The sequence below is a fragment of the Ruegeria sp. AL12 genome, from assembly GCF_056540885.1.
The window spans coordinates 16,801-37,855 of record NZ_JBQFXN010000010.1; the positions used below are offsets into that span (position 1 = coordinate 16,801).

Below are 21,055 nucleotides of genomic sequence, written 5' to 3' on the forward strand. Positions count from 1 at the left end.
TTCGAATCCGTCACTTGTCGGCCAGGGTTGCGGCGCGAATAGCGTCAGACAACACCGCCTTGTCGCCGATGTGATTGGCCAGCACCAGAACCAGTCGGGCGTTCAGCGCGTCACTGTCGGCTTTTTCAAGCCCTTCATGCGCGGCCAGCAGCTCGGCATAGAAGTCGTCAGCATCGTCGATATTCGGGGATAGGATCAGGTCAGACATCGCGCTCACTCCTTGCCACAGGCTCTGCGGATTGCATGGCGGAAACTGTTTTCTTCATAACTGTCCCGGCGTGCCGCCACGTGCTGATCAGGACGGATCAGATAAACCGCGCTGGTTGCGTCGCCCAGATAGCGCCGTTTCAGCGCCAGGGTCTGGTCATCCTTGACCGACAGCGCCAACCGCGTGACCTCGACTCCGTCTTCTTCCAGCACTTCCGGGGCATCCGCATCAATCGTCAAAAGGGTGAATTTGCCTGCCAGTTTGGGCAACAGGAACGCATCACCCAGCGGCGCGTCCGGGCAGGCCGAGCCGGGGCGCGTTTCGGCTGGGCCATCCAGCGCGTCGGCAGAATTCAGGGTCGAGCCGTCATAGGTGCAAGGTTGACTCAGGCGTCCTGAATTCACCAACGGACGCGCAAATTCGTACTTCTCGCTCAGGTCCAGAACCGCATCCCGCAGAACCCGCGACATTTCGGATTTCGGCGTGATGAAATCGGTGGAGCGGCTGGATTTCTGGATGTTCTCATCAGCCCCGTGCACGCGTTCCGCGTTGTAGCTGTCCAGCAGGCTTTCGGGGGCTTTCCCATCCAGCACCAGTTTCAGTTTCCAGCACAGGTTGTCAGTGTCTTGCAGGCCGGAATTGGCACCGCGCGCGCCAAAGGGGCTGACCTGGTGCGCGCTGTCGCCTGCGAATAGGACACGCCCTTTGCGGAAGCTCTCCATGCGGCGGCACTGGAACGTATAGATTGAGACCCACTCCAGCTGAAACTCGACGTCATCGCCCAGCATCGCCTTGAGGCGCGGGATCACATTCTCGGGGCGCTTTTCGCGTTCCTTGTCGATGTCCCAACCCAGTTGCAGGTCAATACGCCAGACATTGTCGGGTTGTTTGTGCAAAAGCGCGGATTGCCCGCGATTGAACGGAGGGTCAAACCAGAACCAGCGTTCCGAGGGGAAATCGGCATCCATGATCACGTCCGCGATCAGGAAATTGTCTTCGAAAACACGCCCTTCGAAATCGATGCCCAGCATGCGCCGGGTGGGCGACGCGGCACCATCGCAGGCGATCAGCCATTCGGCCTCGAGTGTATAGGGGCCTTCGGGGGTTTCGACCTCCAGCCGAACGTGATCTTCGTGCGTACCGATTGCGTCAACCTTGTTGCGCCCGCGAATTTCAATCGGTGCGCCTTTTGCCTGCAACTCGCGCACGCGTTCCACAAAGTAGTTTTCAAAATGGTATTGCTGCAAGTTGATGAAGGCCGGGTTGGCATAGCCTTCGTCCGGCTGAAGGTTGAAATCATAGACCTGACGGTCGTCGAAAAAGACCTTGCCCCGGTCCCAAAGCACGCCTTTGTCGACTAATCGCTGGCCGCAACCCAGCCGGTCTGCGATTTCCAACGTACGCTGAGAAAAACAGATGGCGCGGCTGCCGAAGCTGACTTTGTCATTCTCGTCGAGAACCACAACTTCGACCCCTTGCTGGGCCAGATCGATGGCAGCGGCCAGACCAACCGGCCCCGCACCGATCACGATGACCTTGTGCCTGACGGGCGTCGGGCTGTCCTGATCCGGGCTGCGTTCATATCCGTAAAGCGGCGTTTCAAAGATCTTGTTCATGGGCTCCCCCCCAAAACAGATGCACCGTTGTGCTGCATGTCCTGTCCCCCGGCGACGGGCGCCGGAGGTCTTGGATTATGGTTTCATCGAATCCCGCCGCACAAAACGATCTGGATCAAACTCGACCGTTTTTCGTCAGCCTTGCAGAGCTTCCCACATCTCGAGGTCGCGCTGGGCGGTCCAGATGCGGGGCGTGTCAATGCCGCGCGCTTCGTCATAGGCGCGGGCCACGTTGAACGGCAGGCAGTGCTCGTAGATTGCGTAGTCGGCGAACTTCGGATCACATTCAGCGCGGACTGCGTCCCAGGCCTCTTTCAGGGACCCGCCGCGCGCCGCGACCTTCGCCGCCGGCCGGTATGTGCTTTCGACAAAATCGCGGGTGTTCTCGATGGCCGCATTCACCATATCCTTGCCGACCAGCGCATCGCCGCGCCCCGGTGCAATGGCGTCGACATCGAACCACTTGATCTCGTCCAGCGTGTCACCCCAATCGCTGAAATGACCATCGCCGCAATAGCAGGCCGAGTGATATTCGACGATATCGCCGGTGAACATCACGTTCTGATCCGGCACATGGATGACGATGTCGCCTGCCGTATGCGCGCGGCCCAGATGCATCAGGTCGATCCGGCGGTTGCCCAGATACACCGTCATCGTATCGCTGAAGGTGGTGGTGGGCCAGGTCAGGCCGGGGATGCTTTCATGCCCTTCGAACAGGCGCGGGAAGCGCTGGAATTCGCTGTCCCAGTCTTCCTGACCCCGCTCGACGACCATGGCGCGGGCCATGTCCGACATCAGGATCTGCTGCGCGCCGAACGCGCTTGCGCCCAGAACACGTACTGCGTGGTAGTGGGTCAGGGCCACATGCGTGATCGGTTTGTCGGTGACGGAACGCACGCATTCGATCACCTTGTTTGCCAGACGCGGAGTCGCCTGCGCCTCGACGATCATCACGCTGTCGTCACCGATGATCACACCCGAGTTCGGGTCGCCTTCGGCGGTAAAGGCATAGAGCCCTTCTCCGACTTCAGTGAAGCTGATCTTTTTTTCCGACATGTCCCCCTGGGACGCGAATGCTTTGGCCATCTTGGTTTTGTCCTTTTGCGGTTGCGCGGAAGGCAGAGGTTGGATGCCTCCGGCGGGAGTATTTGGGAAAAGATGAAGATCAGTGCGTCATCTTTCGTAAGGGTTCTCGAGCGCGGGCAGCAGCTTGCCCACACAGTCGCCGAAACCGATCGTGTAGCCATCGCCCTTGGCAGCCCCTTTAAGGGTCAGGGTATCGCCGTCCTCGATGAAGCTGCGGGATTCGCCGGTATCCAGTGTGATCGGTTCCTTGCCGCCCCAGCTGAGTTCCAGAAGCGAACCGCGGCTGTCCTTCGTCGGCCCCGAGATCGTGCCCGACCCCAGCAGGTCGCCCGTGTTCATCGGGCATCCTGATGTGGTGTGATGCGCCAATTGCTGCGCAGCGGAATAGTACATCTGGTTGTAGTTGGTCCGGGCAATCGTCGTGGCGGGTTGCCCGGCAGGTGCCATGGTGATCGCCAGATCGATGTCATAGAGCATCGGGCCGCAATCCTTGAGGTGATCCAGCAGTTCGAATTCGCGGGGCGGCGTGTCACAGCGGAATGGCTCGAGGGCCGCCTTGGTCACGATCCATGGGCTGATCGAGGTTGCCGTGGCCTTTGCCTGAAACGGGCCCAGCGGCTGGTATTCCCATGCCTGGATGTCCCGTGCGGACCAGTCATTCAGAAGCACGTAGCCGAAAATATTGTCATCCGCTTCCTGCACGGTGATCGGACCATCCGAGGGTGTTCCGACAATTGCGCCCATCTCAAGCTCGATGTCAAAGCGACGGCTGGGCAGGAAGGCGGGCAAGTCCTGATCGGGGGCTTTCAGCTGACCCCAGGGGCGGCGAACATCCGTGCCCGATACCACGACCGAAGACGCGCGGCCATTGTAGCCAATCGGAATATGCAGCCAGTTCGGCGGCAAGGCGTTTTCCGGCCCCCGGAACATGGTGCCCACGTTGAAGGCATGGTTTCGACCCGCATAAAAGTCGGTGTATTCGCTGACGGCGAAGGGCAGATGCATTTCCGCGTCTTCTTGTTTGACAAGCAGAGGTTCCACCTTGACTTGCTCGTCTGAACCTACGGCCAGAAGGCTGATCAGCCGTTCGCGCAGCGCGGTCCAGACGGCCGGACCTTCCTCCATCAGAGGGTTCCAGAACGGCATGTCGAACAGAGGCTCATCGGTCAGGGAGATCAACCCCTCGGCTTCGGCGGCGGTGACGTCGAGGATCATGTCACCGATGGCCACACCACAGCGGGGATCATCACCTTCGGTCGAGAAGACACCATACGGCAGGTTATTCAGTGGGAACGGATGTGTCGCGTCATTGGCCGTCGCCACCCAGGATGTCATTAGAGGCATACGATGTCCCTGTTTTCTATGTTCTAAGAGGTTCGGAAGGATTTTGGCTTTGGAACGGCGGTAGCAACAGCACGAAGCCGCCGCGGTTGTGGCCCGTCATATGCACGAGGCGTCACTGCACACTGGTTGCCGAGGCACGGTGGCTCGGCAACCGGTGCAACTCCGGCATGTTCAGCGCGGGCAGGACGACGGCAATGAAACTGAACCAATGGGTGGCTCATTTCTTGCCCGGCGTTCCGTCGAACTTCTTCTCAAGCGATGTCCAGCAGTCGATGTAATCATCCTGCAACGGCGCCTCGGTGGCGGCAAACGGGGTCAGGTGCTGCGGGAAGCGGGTTTCGAACATGAACGACATTGTCTGGTCCAGCTTGTCCGGCCCCAGGTTGGAGTATGACGCCTTGTCGAAGGCTTCCCTGTCGGGGCCATGCGGGATCATCATGTTGTGCAGGCTTGTGCCGCCGGGAACAAAGCCCTGCGGTTTCGCGTCGTACTGGCCGTAGATGTTGCCCATCAGCTCGGACATGATGTTCTTGTGGTACCACGGCGGGCGGAACGTGTCTTCCATCACCATCCAGCGTTCGCGGAACAGGACAAAGTCGATATTGGCCGTGCCGGGCTGGCCGGACGGAGCCGTCAGAACGGTAAAGATCGACGGGTCGGGGTGGTCAAACAGGATCGCGCCGACGGGGCAATAGTTGCGCAGGTCGTATTTATAGGGCGCATAGTTGCCGTGCCATGCCACGACATCCAGTGGGCTGTGGCCGATCCTGGTAGTGTGGAATTGCCCGCACCATTTGATTGTCACGGTAGAAGGGGTTTCACGATCCTCATAAGCGGCCACCGGTGCCTTGAAGTCGCGCGGGTTGGCCATGCAGTTGGCACCGATTGGTCCGCGCCCCGGCAGTTCAAACTTCTGACCGTAATTCTCGCAGACAAAGCCGCGCGCAGGGCCTTCCAGAACCTCGACCCGGTACAGCAAACCGCGTGGAATGATTGCGATCTCCTTGGGTTCCAAGTCGATGATTCCCAGTTCTGTCGCAAATCGCAGGCGCCCTTCCTGTGGCACAACCAGCAATTCGGAATCAGCCGAGAAGAAATAGTCATCCACCATGGATTCCGTGACCAGATAGATGTGGCTTGCCATGCCGACCTGCGTGTTCACGTCACCTGCGGTCGTCATGGTCCGCATACCCGTCATCCAGTTCAGACCTTCATCGGAATGCGGGATAGGATCCCAGCGGTACTGGCCAAGGCTGATCACATCCGGATCAATGCAGGGGGCCGATTTCCAGTAGGGCAGATCGATTTTTTCATAACGGTGTGAATGCTTTACGGATGGGCGAATTCGATAGCACCAGGTGCGCTCGGGTGGGTTGGCGGTAAAGGCCGTGCCACTCAGCTGCTCTCCGTAAAGACCATAGTTGCACCGTTGCGGGCTGTTCATCCCTTGCGGCAGGGCCTCGGGCAGGGCCTCGGTTTCAAAGTCGTTCCCAAAGCCTGGCATATAGCCTGCATGAGTTCCGACAGGCGTCGCAGCCTGTGTCAGCGTATGCGGATCAGTCGGACGATTCATTGCGTTTTCCTCCGTTTGCTGCTTGTCGGTTAATAGTTGATTTTGTAACTAACAAGCATGACACACGATGAATCCGAAAAAAATGATGACTTTTATCTGCAAAATTTTCTGCCCTTCCTGCTGAATCAGGCGGCCGAACGGGCTTCGCTTGAGTTTCAGGCAGTTTACAAGGGCCGTTATGGGATGCTCAGAACCGAATGGCGGGTATTGTTCCATCTGGGTTTGTTTGGCGAGATGACCGCCAAGGAAATCGGCGAGCGCGCCAGAATGCACAAAACCAAAATCAGCCGCGCTGTCGCCAAGCTGGAACAGCGTCGATACCTGAAACGCACACGGGACGAAGCGGATCGGCGGGCGGAATGGTTGACACTAACACCAGCAGGTCAAGCTGTGTATCGTGACCTGCGCGGCGTTGCTGCCAATTACGATGCGAAACTGTCAGGCCTGTTCAAACCGGAAGAGGCCGCGTTGTTGCGACAAATGCTGCAAAGGTTGGCTGGTTTGGACTGACCTATGGCAATTGACGCGGCCTGCCCCCAAATGGGGATCATACTTGATACGGACAACAAAATGACATTGCCAGATTCCGCTTCAGTTTTCTCACATTCCCTGATCGAATGGCTGGTCAACAAGGGGCTAGAGGGCGCCGGGCAAGAAGAGCTGTTGGAAGGGTTTTGTGCCCGATTGGTGGAAATGGGTATTCCGTTGATGCGCTTTCATGCGGCGCAGTCGACCTTGCATCCGGTTTACGGAGGTACCGGTTACAGTTGGTACAACGGCGCGGGCGGTGAATCCGAGAAGTTTGAATACACGGAAACGCCCAGCGAAGTTTGGCAGCAAAGCCCACTCTATGCGCTGCTGAACGACGATCTGGATGAAATCCGGGTCAAACTGGTCGACCATAATGAACCCAGCCGCTTTCCTTTGTTGAATGATCTGCGTGAAATCGGAGCGACAGATTATTATGCCACCGGCCTGTCATATGAAGGGGCCAGTCAACTACGCCCCGACGGCACGAAAAAGGTCAGCGATGGTGTTCTGATGTCCTGGACCAGCGACGCACCGAACGGATTCGAAGACAGCGATCTGAACAAAATACAATCTGTACTTCCGCATCTGGGCCTGGCGCTCAAATCCGCCAAGAACCAGGATCTGGCCAAGGATCTGATGCGGGTTTATCTGGGGCGGGATGCCGGTCGCCGGGTTCTGTCGGGTGAAATTCGGCGTGGGTCTTTGCAGCAAATCGATGCTGTGATCTGGAATTTCGACCTCGAAGGCTTCACCACGCTGTCCGAAGACCTGCCTGGCCATGAGATCATCGACATGCTGAACGACTATCTGGCCGTCGCCGTGGGTGTGGTGCATGACAAGGGCGGCAACATCCTGAAATTCATGGGTGACGGCCTGATGGCAATGTTCGATGTCGGAGAGATCGACGAAGACGCCCGTGCCGCGCTTGATGCTGTGCCCTTGTTGCAGTCCCGCATGGATGAACTGAACGCAAGGCGCCGCGCGCAAGGTCTGCCGGTGGCCAACTATACGCTGGCCCTACATTCGGGCGAGATTCTCTATGGCAATATCGGGTCCGAGACCCGGCTGGACTTCACTGTGATCGGCCCGGCTGTCAACCAGGCCGCCCGCATTGCGGGAATGCACCGGTCTTTGGGTCAAAGGATCCTTATCTCGGACGATGTCGCCCGCGCTGCACAGCCCTGCGCGCAGGAGCTTGTCTCGGTCGGCCGCTACATGCTGCGCGGCGTGAATGAGCCGAAAGAGTTGTTTACGGTGTACAGTCCCGGCGGGCCATCAGAATCCGATTGAATTTGCGGCTATTCCTTCCAGCGGTTCCGAAACTGAAAGGCTTGATGGAACGCCTTTAACCCGCCGGGTTTGAGCGGCGGTTTGGACCGGATGTTCGACTATAGTGTGAATATGAACATTAAGCTGGTTAGAGCCCAAAGCTGTCGATGACTCATCTTACAGCAGTCCTGCCCAATGAGCGATAAACGCTGAGGTAGACTCTGGTCCTTGTTTGCAATGGCCGTGCAGGAATTTGTTTCCGCCGGATGAACCTTTGCCAGGTAAAGGCAAAGATTGAATTAAGAAATCCGCTGCGGCATTGTCCGGCCCATGGAATTTCTGGACTTTGGACATAACCCTTGGTTGGTGGTTACATCGTTCGTTGTGGCGCTAGTTGCTGGGGCCACGGGATTGTCTTTGACGAGGGATTTGTCCGAAAAGTCGCTTTCACAACGTAGGTTGGCCATCGCGTTGGGTGCCGTTGCTTTGGGTGGTGGGATCTGGTCAATGCACTTCGTGGCTATGCTTGGCCTAAGGCTGCCCATCCTGTTTTACTATGATGCCGCAATCACGCTCGCATCTGCGCTTATTGCGATCCTTATGGTCGCTTTGGCGCTTGTTCTTTTGCATTTCACTGAGCGTTCCAGGGGGATCATCATTGCTGCCGGAGCAATCGTAGGCGCCGGCATCTTGGCGATGCACTATGTGGGAATGGCTGGCATGCAGCTTTGCAAACCCGTTTATACCCTTCAAGGGGTGCTCGGGTCGTCGGTATTGGCTATTGTCCTGTGCATTCTGGCGATCGGCATTGCCTATAATGAGCGTTCCAACAGGACCATCGCGATCGGCACGCTGTGTTTTGGCGTAGCTGTCTTTTCAGTGCATTTCCTGGCCATGGCCGGAACCAATTTTGTAGCCTTGAAAGATATCCGAGAGTTTGGGCCCGTCATCAGCAACGAAGTCATGGCCGTTGGGGTGATCCTGTCGAGCTTTGTTATCTTCGGCGCATTTTTGTGGGTCGGCACAACTTATCTTGTGCCTACGCAAGCCACAGAGATCCCGATGACAGGCGTGGCCCAAGAAGAGCCTTCACCAGATCAGACCCCACCCATTCGCATCCCCTGTGAAAGAGACGGAGGCAAGGTCTTTATTGCCGCGCCTGACGTTGCATTCGTCAGGGCGGATGGTCACTACACGCAGGTCTACACCCGAACGGAAAAGTACTTTTGCGTCTGGCCGATCACTGAAGCGGTCAAACGGTTGGAGCCAACTGGTTTCTTGCGCGTGCACCGCAGCTATATTGTGAACCCCAAAAAAGTCGCGCGGTTTGAACGGACCAAAGACAAGGGACAATGCACCTTTGGTGAGGCCGATCTTCCCCCGGTGCCGGTCAGCCGATCAAACCTGAAAGCAGCACTGACCGCCTTTGGGTAACGCGTGGTAATTCCGGCAGCGCAACTCGTGCGTCCTGAAGCGCATTTCGTGCAAAATTAGCGAAAACAAAGTGTTTTCTCGGGTCTACAACCCGGCATCGCGCGAGCTTCTCTAACAGCCAGAACAGTTGCTGCAGGGAGGAGAGGCAATGATTCCAGCTGCCTTTGAATATTATAGACCTAGGGATTTGGCGGGCGCCCTGTCCGTACTTGTGGAGCACGGAGATGACGCACGGGTCCTCGCAGGGGGGCACAGTCTGATACCCATGATGAAACTCCGCATGGCCGAAGTGCCACATCTGATCGACTTGCAGGATGTGGAGGGATTGAGCGGCATCTCCATTGAGGGGGATAGCATCCGCATCGGCGCGATGACGACGCAACATGACATCATCGACAACGCTCAATTGGCGTTGGCTGCTCCGATCATGCGAGAGGCTTCATTCCAGATCGCTGACCCGCAAGTGCGCTACATGGGCACGGTTGGCGGCAACGTCGCCAACGGCGACCCGGGCAATGACATGCCGGGTTTGATGCAGTGCCTGGACGCGACCTTTACCTTGGTCGGGCCGGATGGTGAACGCAAAGTCGCGGCCCGCGATTTCTACGAAGCGGCTTATATGACTGACCGTGAGGATGAAGAGATCCTGACAGCGGTGGAGTTCGATGCACCAAAGGGCGGTTACGCCTATGAAAAGCAAAAGCGCAAAATCGGCGACTACGCTACCGCGGCTGCTGCGGTCCTTTTAACTAAAGAAAATGGGACTTGCACCTCGGCTTCCATCGCGATGACCAATCTGAGCGATACACCGGTTCATTCTGAAAAAGCTGGCGCTGCGCTTGTCGGCACGTCCGTGGATCATGCGGCAATCAAAGCGTCGGTGGACGCGATGTTGGGCGACATTGACCCCACACAGGACAACCGCGGTCCCATTGAATTCAAACGTCACGCAGCGGCGATTATCTTGCGCCGCGCGATCGAAAACGCCTGGGCCAGAGCCTGAGGAGAGAGATCATGTCAAACAAGAAACACTTCACTCTTACAGTGAATGGCGAGGAGCAAGAGTTCCTGGCTGAACCGCGCGAACTGCTGATCCACACCCTGCGCGAACGACTGCGCAAGACCGGTCCGCACATTGGTTGCGAGACCTCGCATTGCGGCGCTTGCACCGTGACCATGAACGGCAAATCGGTGAAGTCCTGTACCGTGTTCGTAGCACAGGCTGACGGTGCCGAAATCACCACTATCGAAGGGCTTGGCAACCCGGACAGCCTGCACGTGCTGCAGGAAGCTTTCAAAGAACACCATGGTCTGCAATGCGGCTTCTGCACACCGGGTATGATCACCCGCGCATCCAAGCTTTTGGAAGAAAACCCGAACCCAACTGAAGAAGAGGTGCGCTTTGGCATGGCGGGCAACCTCTGCCGCTGTACCGGATATCAGAACATCGTCAAATCTATCCTCGCCGCCGCGGCCGAGATGAACTCTGCGAAGGAGGCGGCACAATGAACAAGGAACTGACCCGCGAAGAACGCGCCGACGCACTGGGAGGAATGGGTTGCAAACGCAAGCGCGTTGAAGATGCCAGGTTTACCCAAGGCAAAGGCAATTACGTTGACGACATCAAACTGCCCGGCATGCTGCATGGTGATTTCGTGCGTTCGCCCTATGCCCACGCCAAGATCGTGTCGATCAATGCCGAGGCCGCTTTGGCGCTGGACGGTGTGATTGCCGTACTGACCGCCGAAGACCTCGCCCCTCTTGGTCTGCACTGGATGCCGACGCTGGCGGGCGACAAGCAGATGGTTTTGGCTGACGGCAAGGTGCTCTTCCAAGGTCAGGAAGTGGCATTTGTGGTGGCAAAGGACCGTTATATTGCAGCCGATGCAGTCGAGCTGGTCGAAGTGGAGTATGAAGAACTCCCCGTTTTGACCGATCCCCACGCAGCATTGGAATCCGACGTGGTTCTTCGCGAAGACCTGATGGGCGAAGGTGGAGCGATTCCAGATGGGGCCCACGGCCCACGCAAACACCCTAACCACATCTTTACCTGGGAGGTTGGCGAGAAGGATGCGACCGAGCAGGTAATGGGGGAGGCTGACGTGGTCGCTGAAGAGATGGTGTATTACCATCGCACGCACCCATGTCCGCTCGAAACTTGTGGCTGCGTGGCTTCGATGGACAAGGTCAACGGCAAGCTCACGCTGCACGGCACGTTCCAGGCGCCTCACGCTATTCGCACAGTGGTCAGCCTGATCTCGGGCATTGAAGAGCACAATATCCGCGTGATCTCGCCCGACATCGGTGGCGGCTTTGGCAACAAGGTTGGGGCTTACCCCGGCTATGTGTGCTCGGTCGTGGCCTCGATTGTCACCGGCGTTCCGGTGAAATGGGTCGAGGACCGTATGGAAAACCTGATGACCACCGCTTTTGCCCGTGACTACTGGATGAAAGGTAAGATCAGTGCCACCAAAGAGGGTAAAATCACCGGTCTCTGGTGCCACACGACCGCAGACCATGGTGGCTTTGACGCCTGTGCCGACCCGACCAAGTTCCCGGCTGGGTTTATGAACATCTGTACCGGGTCTTACGATATTCCGACTGCGTATTTGGCAGTGGACGGCGTTTACACCAACAAAGCGCCGGGCGGGGTCAGTTATCGCTGCTCCTTCCGTGTAACCGAAGCCGCTTACTTCATCGAACGTATGATCGAGGTTCTGGCGATAGAGTTGAACATGGACGCGGCCGAGCTGCGCCGGATCAACTTCATCAAGAAAGAGCAGTTTCCCTATCAGTCCGCGCTTGGGTGGGAGTATGATTCCGGCGACTATCACACTGCTTGGGACAAGGCGCTAGAGGCCGTCAATTACGAAGGGCTGCGTGCAGAACAAGCTCAACGGATCGAGGATTTCAAGGCGGGCAAAACCCGAAAGCTGATGGGCATCGGCCTGACGCATTTCACCGAAATCGTCGGCGCTGGACCCGTCAAAAATTGTGATATCCTTGGTCTTGGCATGTTCGACAGCTGTGAAATCCGCATTCACCCGACCGGCTCAGCGATCGCACGCCTTGGCACTATCTCGCAAGGCCAGGGCCATGCCACGACCTTTGCACAGATCCTCGCAACCGAGATCGGTCTGCCGGCGGACAGTATTACCATCGAAGAGGGTGATACGGATACCGCGCCCTACGGTCTTGGAACATACGGCTCGCGCTCGACGCCGGTAGCCGGTGCCGCGACCGCGATGGCAGGGCGCAAGATCCGCGCCAAGGCACAGATGATCGCGGCCTACCTGCTGGAAGTGCATGACGATGATGTCGAATTCGACGTGGATCGTTTCGTGGTCAAGGGCGCGCCTGAAAAGTTCAAGACGATGAAGGAAATCGCCTTTGCCGCCTACAATCGGGCCATTCCGGGCATCGAGCCGGGTCTGGAGGCGGTCAGCTACTATGACCCGCCGAACATGACCTATCCCTTTGGCGCCTACGTCTGCGTGATGGACGTTGATGTGGACACCGGCGTGACCGACATTCGCCGCTTCTATGCGCTGGATGACTGCGGCACCCGCATTAATCCGATGATCATCGAGGGCCAGGTGCATGGTGGTCTGACCGAGGCGCTGGCCGTCGCTCTGGGGCAAGAGATCGCCTATGACGAGATGGGCAACGTCAAGACCGGCACATTGATGGATTTCTTCCTGCCGACCGCATGGGAAGTGCCGAATTACGAGACCGATCACACCGTTACCCCCAGCCCGCACCACCCAATTGGCGCCAAAGGAGTCGGCGAAAGCCCCCATGTGGGCGGCGTGCCCTGTTTCTCCAACGCGGTGAATGATGCCTTCCGTGCCTTTGGCCTGCGTCACACCCATATGCCGCACGATCACTGGCGGATATGGAGGACAGCAAACGAACTGGGCCTTCACGGCTAAGCTTCCGGCGCGCGCGGCAGGGATGGCTGCGCGCGCTTCATAAACCACTTGAGGCTCTGATGACCTGGACCGATCTTCAATCTGCACTTGTAGAACAGAACTATGTCGCCTCAGACGATTTGGCGGTTTCGCTGCATTTGGCTTTGTCTTTGCGCCGCCCTCTACTGCTGGAAGGTGCGGCGGGCGTAGGAAAAACCGAAGTTGCCCGAGTACTGGCTGCGGCCCAGAACACGCAGTTGATCCGCCTGCAATGCTATGAAGGTCTGGACGCCTCTCAGGCGATCTACGAGTGGAATTACCAACGACAACTACTGGCGATCCGTGCGTCCTCTGAAGCAGGCGAGGCCGGCAAGGCGGTCGAGGATCGGATATTCTCGCGGGAGTATTTGTTGGAGCGCCCCTTACTGTCGGCGATCACGCAAGACGTTTCTTCGGTTTTATTGATCGATGAAATCGACCGCGCAGACGAAGAGTTCGAAGCTTTCCTGCTCGAGATCCTCGCTGATTACCAAATCACCGTTCCGGAGCTTGGCACCATCAAAGCCACCACCGTGCCAACAGTTATACTGACCTCGAATGGCACCCGCGACTTGTCGGACGCGCTGAGGCGTCGCTGCCTTTTCAGTTATGTCGATTATCCCGACCGGACAACGGAACTCGCGATCCTAAAAGCCCGGTGTGCTGGGATAGAAGCGCTGCTGGCCGATCAGGTGATCGGGTTCGTCCAGACGCTGCGCAAGGAAGAGCTTGAGAAGGTGCCCGGAATCGCGGAGACACTGGATTTTGCCGCCGCGCTCATGGGGTTAGGGATTGCTGATCTCACGGAAAACCCGGCAGCCCTCCAAGCCACACTCACGACACTTCTAAAAACACAGAGCGATCGCGCACATATAACCCGCGAAGTGGCGCAACGCATCGCGGGGAAGGCCGCATGACCCGCGTGACCCGCTTTGCTGGCCGCGATCCCGGCGCCACGGCGCGCATGGCAGGGTTCCTGGCCCATTTGCGGGAGAATGGCCTGCGCCTTGGCGTGCAGGAAACCGAAGCAGCTCTGACGGCCTTGACCTGTGTTGAGGCAGCCAACCCTGAAGAGGCGCGTTGCGCACTCAAGGCCGTCTGCACGGGATGCAAGGACGACGCGCAGAGGTTTGATTTGTTGTTTGACAGTTTCTGGATGGATGCCGGTCGCGTGCGAACAAAGGTCATGCCGAAAATGTCGACCCACCCCAAGGGCGACGACAGCGTACATTCGTCACGAGATGCCAAAGGAGAAGACGTTGGCGGCGCTGGCGATGCGACAGCGCCAGACGGAGGTGACGGTGATGCCGAAAGTGATGGCGACGGTAAGCTGATCGCCACCGAAATGCGCAACCTGTCCCGGCGCGATCTACGTGATCTGGTACGGGCAGAAGAGATTGCCGAGGCCGAAGAAGTTGCCCGCCGCCTCGGACAAGCGCTGCGCGACCGCCGCTCCCGCCGCCGCATCGCTGCCCGCAAGGGCGATCGACTGCATTTCCGCAAAACAATCCGGCGCAGCCTGGCGACAGGGGGCGAACCCATCCGACTCATCAAGCGCAAACGCCCTGATCGTAGCCGTAAAATCGTAGCGCTATGCGATGTTTCCGGCTCTATGACCGTCTATGCGCAAGTATTCCTGGCCTTTTTGGCCGGCCTGATGCGCGGTGATCCAACCGCCGACGCATACCTGTTTCACACACGCCTCGTGCGGATAACCGAAGCTTTGCGCGATAAGGACACGATGCGCACCATCGGACGGATGTCCTTGATGGCGGATGGGTTCGGCGGAGGTTCCAAAATCGGGGAAAGCCTAGATCGATTTGCATCTACCTACGCGCGCCGTTTTGTCGATGGGCGTTCAGTCGTGATGATCCTCTCGGATGGCTATGACACCTCTTCCCCTGACCACATTGACGCGGCGCTGACCAAGCTGCGCAAACGCGGCTGCCGCATTCTTTGGCTGAACCCGCTCAAAGGCTGGCGCGACTATGCACCCGTCGCAGCGGGCATGACGGCAGCCTTGCCTCATTTGGACCTCTTTTCCGCCGCCAACACACTGGCGGACCTCGCCGCGCTGGAGAAGGAGTTGGTATCGCTATGACCCCCGCTGAGTTGTTTTCATCTGACCTGGCAGAGACAGCCCAATACCTGCGCGCCAAGGAACAACCTTTTGCCTTTGCAACAATCGTGCGCACTGCCGGAACCACCGCGGCAAAACCCGGCGCAAAGGCAATCATTGGTGCGGATGGCACCATATTGCACGGGTTTCTTGGTGGCGGCTGCACCCGTGGCGCTGTGAGGCGAGCCACCTTGGAAGCCCTCGAAACCGGCGCACCCAAGCTTGTGTCGGTCGCGCCGGAAGACTTTTTGAACGATATCGGCGTCAGTGCCGGAGCAATGGTGGAGGGCGTATTCTATGCGCGCAACGGTTGTCCCTCTCGTGGCACCATCGACATTTTTATTGAGCCCTGTCTTCCGATGCCAGAGTTGACAATACTCGGAAACTCGCCGGTCGCAGAGGCTTTGGCACAAATCGCACCGCATTTTCACTGGTCAATCTCACGTGCCGTGGATGAGGAGAATGCACTTGGAAAGATGAGTGCGATCGTCGTGGCGACGCAAGGGCAGGGTGATCTTGACGCCTTGCGCGACGCGCTTGCTTGTGAAGCAAACTATGTCGCCTTTGTGGGCAGTAAGAAGAAATTCGCGGCCCTGTCTAAAAAGCTCTCCGAAGCTGGTGTGCCCGAGGTCACACTCGCGATGGTTTCAGCCCCAGCTGGTTTGGACATTGGTGCTGTCACACCTGAAGAAATCGCGCTTTCCATCCTGGCGGAACTGATCACCGTGCGCAGGAATTCCGTAGAAAGGAACCCAAATGCGTAAACTTTTCAAAATCTTAACTCGTGGTTTCAAGCCATCTACAGAGCAGGCTGAGGTGCTTGCCACGATTAAATACCCCTGTTGCTGAACAAAGAAAGGAACCGCCATGGAACTGGCCGACGAAATTATCATCGATGCCTCTAGGGATGTGGTTTACGCAGCTTTGAACGACCCCGAGATACTTAAACGTTGTATTCCCGGGTGCGAAGAACTGATCAAGAAATCCGACACCGAACTTGAAGCCAAAGTTGTACTCAAAGTTGGCCCCGTGAAAGCGAAATTCAGCGGAGATGTGGTGCTCAAAACCGATGGCGCGCCAGAGACGTTTTCGCTGGATGGCCAAGGCAATGGTGGCCCGGCTGGACATGCAAAAGGCGGAGCCGACGTCACACTGACCGAAAATGGGTCTCAGACCATTCTGCGCTACGAAGCCAAGGCCGTGATCGGCGGCAAGCTGGCGCAACTTGGGAGCCGTCTTATCCAGAGTACAGCAAAGAAACTCGCCGCCAAATTCTTCAAGTCCTTTGCAGACGTCATGTCGGAAGAACCCGTTTCTTGATCCACACATCCTGAACACCGGGTTGATGTCCTTGGCCATGCAGTTGACCAGCTAAACGTTGGTAAGCTGTTTGTTCTGATCACATCGATCAGTATCAAGGGCTGAACGGCGCGCGAAGTAGGTTCGCTCGCCGTTGTCTCTTCAAGCGGGAGGATGGTCGGCTATATGTCCAATGGCTGCATCGACCGGGACATCCGACTAAAGGTGGTCTCGGTGCTTGAAACGGGCGGCACAGCCAAAACGATCCGAAACGTTGCAGGCTCTTCTTTCTTTGATCTCAAGCTTCCATGCGGGACGTCTTTGCAGCTGTTTCTGAATGCAAGTCCAGAACCAAAAAGCATTCCTACTGCCTAAAAAAGTCCGCATAGCGGCCGCCGGGACAGCTGCTCAGAAATCAATCTCCACACCCGGCAGGTTCAGCTCTTTCATCATGTCACGCAGTTCCTGCCGGGCGGCGATGTTCGAGATGTTCAGCTGTTTGACGCCGATGTCCTTCAGGTCCAACAGGGTCAGTCCGCGTGGGAACAGTTCGCGGAAGATAACCCGCTCGGAAAAGCCCGAGGCGACGCGGAAGCCGATGCGCTGGGACAGCATTTCGATCGCGCGCTGCATCTTTTCCTTGTTGACCATGCGCTGCGTACCGACCCGGTTGCGGACAACGACCCAGTCGATCGGCTTCAGCCCCGCCTGTGCCCGCAGTTGACGAGCGTTCCAGACCATTTCGGAATAGACGGACGGGCCAAGGATCTTCTCTCCCTTCGAGTCGATCCGCGCCAAAAGGTCGAAGTCAATGAAACTGTCGTTCAACGGGGTGATCAGCGTGTCGGCCAGCGAATGCGCCACCTGACTCAGACGGGTGTGAGAACCCGGGCAGTCGATCAGAATAAAGTCGCTGTCGCTTTCCAGCTGGGATACGGCAGCAGACAGGCGATGGTCATAGATGTTCTCGCCCGGTTTCAACGTCGCGGCATCGATCTCGGGCAGGTCGTGATGGCGCGGGCTGGGCAGGGTCAGGTCCGAGCTTTTGAGGAAATTGTTGCGGTTCTCGAAGTAACGTCCCAGACTGCGCTGACGCAGGTCCAGATCCAACGTGCTGACCTTGTGTCCCAATCGGGCCAGCGCGGTCGCCACATGCATCGACACGGTCGATTTGCCTGCGCCACCCTTTTCGTTCCCGACCACAATGATATGTGCCATGCTTGTATTCCCAAGTCCCGCCGTGCTTCACTACACGTTGTTGTCAGCCACTATATGTTGTGTCGGCGGCGAAGGAAAGAACCTCAAGCGGCGCTTTCGGGCAATATCAGACTCTATTCGGGAAAACCCAACGCTGCGCACGGGTTACACAGAGCGCTTGCCATTGCAATGGCACTGATTCACTGTCGACAAACGGTTTCGGCAAGGAGATTTTTGCTTGGAGCACCTGTTCCTGAACGTTTTGAACGTGGTTCTGCCCGTCCTGATCTGCGCTGGAATTGGCTATGTTCTTGCCGTGATTCAGGCGCCTTTCGACAACAAGGTCATTGGTGGGATCGTTTCAAAAGTAGGCTATCCGACATTGATCATTTCTCATCTGTCGAACACCAAACTGGCCGTGGGCACGTTTCTTGACATGATGACGGCCGCTGCCCTTGCGGTGGCCGGTTTCGGGGTGTTGGGGTATGTCGTGCTAAAGGTTCTTCGCTTGCCGGTGAGGGCATTTCTGACGCCGTTGATGCACGGCAATGTCGGCAACATCGGCCTGCCAATCACTTTGCTGGCGCTGGGCGACGCAGGTATGGCCTATACCATGGCGTTCTTGGTGGTTGTGCTGATCAGCATCTTTACCGTCGGCATGTGGATCCCGGCCGGAGAATTCTCGCCAAGGAAACTGGCGACGTCCCCGATTATCTATGCCGTGGGCCTCGCCCTGATCCTGATGGCAACGGGGCAAAGCCTGCCGCAACCGGTCGCAAAGTCCTTTGACATCTTGGGTGGATTGTCGATCCCGCTCATGCTGCTGACCTTGGGGCATACGCTCGCGACGCTGCGTGTGAAAAGCCTGGGTCGCGCGGTTCTGCTGACGGCCCTGCATCTGGCGATGGCGGTTGCAATTGCCAGTGTTCTGATCTGGTTGTTTGGTTTCACGGGAACCGAGCGGGGTGCGCTGATCCTGTGTTGCCTGATGCCTTCATCCGTGGCGACTTATCTGTTTATCGACCAGCATGTTCCGGAATACGGGCCGGATGTAGCGGGGTTCATTCTTGTTTCGACGCTCAGCACTGTGCTGGTGCTGCCCGTTGCGCTGTCTTACTGGGTCTGACGCAACCCTATGCGCAGGGCCAGAAATCGTTAAACTGACGATGTTTGTATTCAACAATCTTGGTCAGTGGGTGTTTTATGGGTGATGAGAGCTCGGCCAGTGTATCTCCGCAGTCCCGCGCCCGTGTGGTGCTGGCCATGACGGCCATCTGCATGATGGTCGTGGGGTTCAACACCACTGCTGTGACCACCATATTGCCCAATCTCAGGGCCGAGTTCGATTTGACCCCGTCAGGTTTGCAATGGGTGATGGCCACGTATTCCGTGACCAGCGCCACGCTTGTCTGCATCGTCAGCCGGCTGGGTGACATTACAGGCAAGATGGGCGTGTTCTTTTTCGGCATGATCGTCTTTGCAATCGGGTCTGCCTTTGCCCTGTTGGCGCAGGATGGGGCCATGCTGCTTATCGGACGCGGCGCGCAAGGCGCGGGCGCGGCTGCTTTGTTCGGCACGTCCCTGTCACTGTTGACGGCGGCCACGCCCGAAGAGCAGCGCGCCAGCGTTACCGGCGTCTGGGGGGCGATTGTCGGTCTGGCGATCGGTGTCGGGCCCATCGTCGGTGGCGCTTTCGGCCATTATGTCAGCTGGCGCGCGGTCTTTGCAGCCGACCTGGTGCTGCTGGCTGTGGCCTTTGCCATCGGGCTGCATGTCAGCAAACGGAAATACGTTCCCGATACCCGTCTTGCCGGGGCAAAGTTCGACTATGCCGGGGCCGTTGCCATTCTGTTTTTCCTCGGGCCATTGTCCTTTGCACTCAGCAATGGGGAAAGCGGCGGGTGGACTTCGCCTTTGACACTGGTGCCCCTGGTCGTGGCGGCCGTGTCGACAATTGCCCTTGTCATCGTATCCCGCCGCAGCGACGACCCTTTGATCGAGCTGCGGTACTTTCGCCATCCGCGTTATCTGATGGCTGCGGCGGGGATGTTTTTTACCGGGTTCACGCTGTTCTGCTTCTTCGTCTATTTCAATACATTCGTCCAATCGCCCGATGCCTTTGGGTATTCGTCCATCGATGCGGGTCTGGCGATCATGCCGCTCAGCCTCAGCATGTTTGTGATCTCGGTCACCGCACCCCGCTTTCTTGCCCCCTACAGTTTTCAATGGCCGATCGCCATTGGCCTTGGGGCGATGGCCTGCGGGTTCCTGCTGCTGATGACAACAACGAACACAACGCAGTTTTCCGAAATCTGGTGGAAGCTGCTGATCGTCGGTGTCGGGTTGGGCATCTGCTTTTCGCTGTTGCCACGCTTGGGCCTGCGCCTACTGCCCGAGCAGCATGTGGGGCAGGGTTCGGGGGTCATCAACGCCTGTCTCTATTTCGGAGCAACCCTTGGTGCCGTGGTGGGCGGTCTGGCCGAAGCGATCACCAGACGCCGAGGTCTGTCCGAGGTGATCGACGCGCTGCCTGCCGGGTCAACCCAGCGCGCGGATCTGGCCCATGCGCTGGCACATGGAACGCCGAACCAGATACAGCAATTGATCTCGGGGATGGATCCGTCTGCGGGAGACACATTGGCGAAGGCCCTGCGGGATGTGCAGGACAACGCCTTTGACAATGCCATGTTGGTTGCCGCGATTGCGGCGCTTGCCGGAATGACGCTGGCGCTGATGTTGCTGCGCGGGCCGGTTCCCCCTGTACACAGTGCGGCGGAATTGACCCGCAATCCGCGACAACCAAGTTCCTAACCGCCGAGGTAGACCCCTTTCTGAGGGCGAAAAAAGACCTTCTGATCGTGTAGCTTGCCCAGAAGTTCGTGAATACGCCGCAACGTGTCTTCCCGGTCGGTCCTGCTGTCCTCTGGTTCATCCGAAGCGGCATGTGACAACGAAGCGATCGAGTCGCGCAACGCCGTTTCAATCAGATCCATATCATCGACTGAAAGCTCGATCATGTCGTTGTACTGGGGCATGTCCGGGTCTCCGTGGAAGCTGAGGGTTGTTCACACGGAGTGTAACATCACTGGGTCTTTGCAAAAACGCACCTTGTCCGGTTTCGCGTCCATAAGACACATGGAAGCTTCCAGAAAAAAGGCCGCCCCCATGGGACGGCCTTTCGAAATCGAAACAAGTCAGACTTAGAAGCCCAGACCTTCGTATTTCTTTTTGAACTTCGACACGCGGCCGCCGGCGTCCATCAGGCGCGACGAACCACCAGTCCATGCAGGGTGCACGGAGGGGTCGATTTCCAGAGCCAGCTGGTCGCCTTCGGCGCCCCAGGTGGATTTCATCTGAACAACCGTGCCATCGGTCATTTTGACGTCGATGACGTGATAATCGGGATGGATGTCTTTTTTCATCTTTCCG

General features: G+C 57.6%; 20 protein-coding genes and 1 pseudogene. 13 read left to right on the forward strand and 8 right to left on the reverse strand.

Features of this window, described 5'->3' with window-relative positions; all coding sequences use genetic code 11:
• Nucleotides 1–10 precede the first annotated feature (10 nt).
• The 5 genes from ACR0C6_RS18365 to hmgA form a co-directional block, all read right to left on the reverse strand.
• Nucleotides 11–208: a DUF2783 domain-containing protein gene (locus tag ACR0C6_RS18365; protein ID WP_171120365.1), complete on the reverse strand. Its 198-nt coding sequence runs from the start codon at nt 206–208 to the stop codon at nt 11–13.
• 5 nt (nt 209–213) lie between these two features.
• Nucleotides 214–1,824 (reverse strand): FAD-dependent oxidoreductase, encoded by a 1,611-nt coding sequence (locus tag ACR0C6_RS18370; protein ID WP_480620598.1) that lies wholly within the window; start codon nt 1,822–1,824, stop codon nt 214–216.
• Nucleotides 1,825–1,959: 135 nt separating this feature from the next.
• Complete coding sequence (locus ACR0C6_RS18375) at nt 1,960–2,910, reverse strand: MBL fold metallo-hydrolase (protein ID WP_039541551.1); 951 nt, start codon at nt 2,908–2,910, stop codon at nt 1,960–1,962.
• An 87-nt stretch (nt 2,911–2,997) separates the two neighbouring features.
• Nucleotides 2,998–4,254, reverse strand: coding sequence for a fumarylacetoacetase (fahA, locus tag ACR0C6_RS18380; RefSeq protein WP_480620600.1), 1,257 nt, complete (start codon nt 4,252–4,254; stop codon nt 2,998–3,000).
• 217 nt (nt 4,255–4,471) lie between these two features.
• Nucleotides 4,472–5,827 (reverse strand): homogentisate 1,2-dioxygenase, encoded by a 1,356-nt coding sequence (gene hmgA / locus ACR0C6_RS18385; RefSeq protein ID WP_170344769.1) that lies wholly within the window; start codon nt 5,825–5,827, stop codon nt 4,472–4,474.
• Nucleotides 5,828–5,884: 57 nt separating this feature from the next.
• Between hmgA and ACR0C6_RS18390 the strand changes: the two genes are divergently transcribed.
• The 11 genes and pseudogenes from ACR0C6_RS18390 to ACR0C6_RS18440 all read left to right on the forward strand — a co-directional run.
• Nucleotides 5,885–6,337 (forward strand): MarR family winged helix-turn-helix transcriptional regulator, encoded by a 453-nt coding sequence (locus tag ACR0C6_RS18390; RefSeq protein WP_171120356.1) that lies wholly within the window; start codon nt 5,885–5,887, stop codon nt 6,335–6,337.
• A gap of 60 nt (nt 6,338–6,397) precedes the next feature.
• Complete coding sequence (locus ACR0C6_RS18395; protein WP_171329921.1) at nt 6,398–7,648, forward strand: adenylate/guanylate cyclase domain-containing protein; 1,251 nt, start codon at nt 6,398–6,400, stop codon at nt 7,646–7,648.
• Between the two features lie 438 nt (nt 7,649–8,086).
• Nucleotides 8,087–9,061: an MHYT domain-containing protein gene (locus tag ACR0C6_RS18400; RefSeq protein WP_480620602.1), complete on the forward strand. Its 975-nt coding sequence runs from the start codon at nt 8,087–8,089 to the stop codon at nt 9,059–9,061.
• Nucleotides 9,062–9,209: 148 nt separating this feature from the next.
• Nucleotides 9,210–10,064: an FAD binding domain-containing protein gene (locus ACR0C6_RS18405; protein WP_480620604.1), complete on the forward strand. Its 855-nt coding sequence runs from the start codon at nt 9,210–9,212 to the stop codon at nt 10,062–10,064.
• A gap of 11 nt (nt 10,065–10,075) precedes the next feature.
• Nucleotides 10,076–10,570 carry a (2Fe-2S)-binding protein gene (locus ACR0C6_RS18410; RefSeq protein ID WP_171229174.1) on the forward strand — a complete coding sequence of 165 codons (495 nt, stop codon included), beginning with the start codon at nt 10,076–10,078 and terminating at the stop codon, nt 10,568–10,570.
• Complete coding sequence (locus ACR0C6_RS18415; protein ID WP_480620606.1) at nt 10,567–12,993, forward strand: aerobic carbon-monoxide dehydrogenase large subunit; 2,427 nt, start codon at nt 10,567–10,569, stop codon at nt 12,991–12,993. Before ACR0C6_RS18410 ends, ACR0C6_RS18415 begins: the two co-directional genes overlap by 4 nt.
• A 59-nt stretch (nt 12,994–13,052) precedes the next feature.
• The gene (locus ACR0C6_RS18420) at nt 13,053–13,928 is read left to right on the forward strand and encodes an AAA family ATPase (RefSeq protein ID WP_480620608.1); all 876 of its coding nucleotides are present in this window, start codon (nt 13,053–13,055) and stop codon (nt 13,926–13,928) included.
• A complete protein-coding gene (locus ACR0C6_RS18425; RefSeq protein ID WP_171229171.1) occupies nt 13,925–15,112 on the forward strand; it encodes a vWA domain-containing protein in 1,188 nt (395 codons plus the stop codon). Before ACR0C6_RS18420 ends, ACR0C6_RS18425 begins: the two co-directional genes overlap by 4 nt.
• Nucleotides 15,109–15,894: an XdhC family protein gene (locus tag ACR0C6_RS18430; RefSeq protein WP_480447435.1), complete on the forward strand. Its 786-nt coding sequence runs from the start codon at nt 15,109–15,111 to the stop codon at nt 15,892–15,894. The genes ACR0C6_RS18425 and ACR0C6_RS18430 overlap by 4 nt, the downstream gene beginning before the upstream one ends.
• 103 nt (nt 15,895–15,997) lie before the next feature.
• The gene (locus ACR0C6_RS18435; RefSeq protein WP_480447436.1) at nt 15,998–16,450 is read left to right on the forward strand and encodes an SRPBCC family protein; all 453 of its coding nucleotides are present in this window, start codon (nt 15,998–16,000) and stop codon (nt 16,448–16,450) included.
• A gap of 117 nt (nt 16,451–16,567) precedes the next feature.
• Nucleotides 16,568–16,804: pseudogene (locus ACR0C6_RS18440) on the forward strand (XdhC family protein); the annotation flags it as partial.
• Between the two features lie 33 nt (nt 16,805–16,837).
• On the opposite strand, the gene ACR0C6_RS18445 reads toward ACR0C6_RS18440, so the two are convergent.
• A complete protein-coding gene (locus tag ACR0C6_RS18445; protein WP_152457022.1) occupies nt 16,838–17,647 on the reverse strand; it encodes a division plane positioning ATPase MipZ in 810 nt (269 codons plus the stop codon).
• A gap of 217 nt (nt 17,648–17,864) precedes the next feature.
• Between ACR0C6_RS18445 and ACR0C6_RS18450 the strand changes: the two genes are divergently transcribed.
• Nucleotides 17,865–18,752 carry an AEC family transporter gene (locus tag ACR0C6_RS18450; RefSeq protein ID WP_480620610.1) on the forward strand — a complete coding sequence of 296 codons (888 nt, stop codon included), beginning with the start codon at nt 17,865–17,867 and terminating at the stop codon, nt 18,750–18,752.
• A 77-nt stretch (nt 18,753–18,829) separates the two neighbouring features.
• The gene (locus ACR0C6_RS18455; protein WP_480620612.1) at nt 18,830–20,437 is read left to right on the forward strand and encodes an MFS transporter; all 1,608 of its coding nucleotides are present in this window, start codon (nt 18,830–18,832) and stop codon (nt 20,435–20,437) included.
• Here the strand turns inward: ACR0C6_RS18455 and ACR0C6_RS18460 are convergent.
• Nucleotides 20,434–20,661 carry a hypothetical protein gene (locus tag ACR0C6_RS18460; RefSeq protein WP_152457025.1) on the reverse strand — a complete coding sequence of 76 codons (228 nt, stop codon included), beginning with the start codon at nt 20,659–20,661 and terminating at the stop codon, nt 20,434–20,436. The genes ACR0C6_RS18455 and ACR0C6_RS18460 overlap by 4 nt on opposite strands.
• Before the next feature lie 165 nt (nt 20,662–20,826).
• Nucleotides 20,827–21,048 carry a 50S ribosomal protein L31 gene (gene rpmE, locus ACR0C6_RS18465; protein WP_050605278.1) on the reverse strand — a complete coding sequence of 74 codons (222 nt, stop codon included), beginning with the start codon at nt 21,046–21,048 and terminating at the stop codon, nt 20,827–20,829.
• Nucleotides 21,049–21,055 lie beyond the last annotated feature (7 nt).

Excerpts from the sequence above, each read along its gene's own strand:
- ACR0C6_RS18415 (WP_480620606.1), top strand. The coding sequence starts at position 10,567 with ATGAACAAGGAACTGACCCGCGAAGAACGCGCCGACGCACTGGGAGGA.
- ACR0C6_RS18460 (WP_152457025.1), bottom strand. The coding sequence starts at position 20,661 with ATGCCCCAGTACAACGACATGATCGAGCTTTCAGTCGATGATATGGAT.
- fahA (WP_480620600.1), bottom strand. The coding sequence starts at position 4,254 with ATGCCTCTAATGACATCCTGGGTGGCGACGGCCAATGACGCGACACAT.
- ACR0C6_RS18395 (WP_171329921.1), top strand. The coding sequence starts at position 6,398 with ATGACATTGCCAGATTCCGCTTCAGTTTTCTCACATTCCCTGATCGAA.
- ACR0C6_RS18405 (WP_480620604.1), top strand. The coding sequence starts at position 9,210 with ATGATTCCAGCTGCCTTTGAATATTATAGACCTAGGGATTTGGCGGGC.
- ACR0C6_RS18365 (WP_171120365.1), bottom strand. The coding sequence starts at position 208 with ATGTCTGACCTGATCCTATCCCCGAATATCGACGATGCTGACGACTTC.
- ACR0C6_RS18420 (WP_480620608.1), top strand. The coding sequence starts at position 13,053 with ATGACCTGGACCGATCTTCAATCTGCACTTGTAGAACAGAACTATGTC.
- ACR0C6_RS18410 (WP_171229174.1), top strand. The coding sequence starts at position 10,076 with ATGTCAAACAAGAAACACTTCACTCTTACAGTGAATGGCGAGGAGCAA.
- hmgA (WP_170344769.1), bottom strand. The coding sequence starts at position 5,827 with ATGAATCGTCCGACTGATCCGCATACGCTGACACAGGCTGCGACGCCT.
- ACR0C6_RS18455 (WP_480620612.1), top strand. The coding sequence starts at position 18,830 with ATGGGTGATGAGAGCTCGGCCAGTGTATCTCCGCAGTCCCGCGCCCGT.
- ACR0C6_RS18375 (WP_039541551.1), bottom strand. The coding sequence starts at position 2,910 with ATGGCCAAAGCATTCGCGTCCCAGGGGGACATGTCGGAAAAAAAGATC.
- ACR0C6_RS18370 (WP_480620598.1), bottom strand. The coding sequence starts at position 1,824 with ATGAACAAGATCTTTGAAACGCCGCTTTACGGATATGAACGCAGCCCG.
- ACR0C6_RS18390 (WP_171120356.1), top strand. The coding sequence starts at position 5,885 with ATGACACACGATGAATCCGAAAAAAATGATGACTTTTATCTGCAAAAT.
- rpmE (WP_050605278.1), bottom strand. The coding sequence starts at position 21,048 with ATGAAAAAAGACATCCATCCCGATTATCACGTCATCGACGTCAAAATG.
- ACR0C6_RS18425 (WP_171229171.1), top strand. The coding sequence starts at position 13,925 with ATGACCCGCGTGACCCGCTTTGCTGGCCGCGATCCCGGCGCCACGGCG.
- ACR0C6_RS18435 (WP_480447436.1), top strand. The coding sequence starts at position 15,998 with ATGGAACTGGCCGACGAAATTATCATCGATGCCTCTAGGGATGTGGTT.
- ACR0C6_RS18430 (WP_480447435.1), top strand. The coding sequence starts at position 15,109 with ATGACCCCCGCTGAGTTGTTTTCATCTGACCTGGCAGAGACAGCCCAA.
- ACR0C6_RS18445 (WP_152457022.1), bottom strand. The coding sequence starts at position 17,647 with ATGGCACATATCATTGTGGTCGGGAACGAAAAGGGTGGCGCAGGCAAA.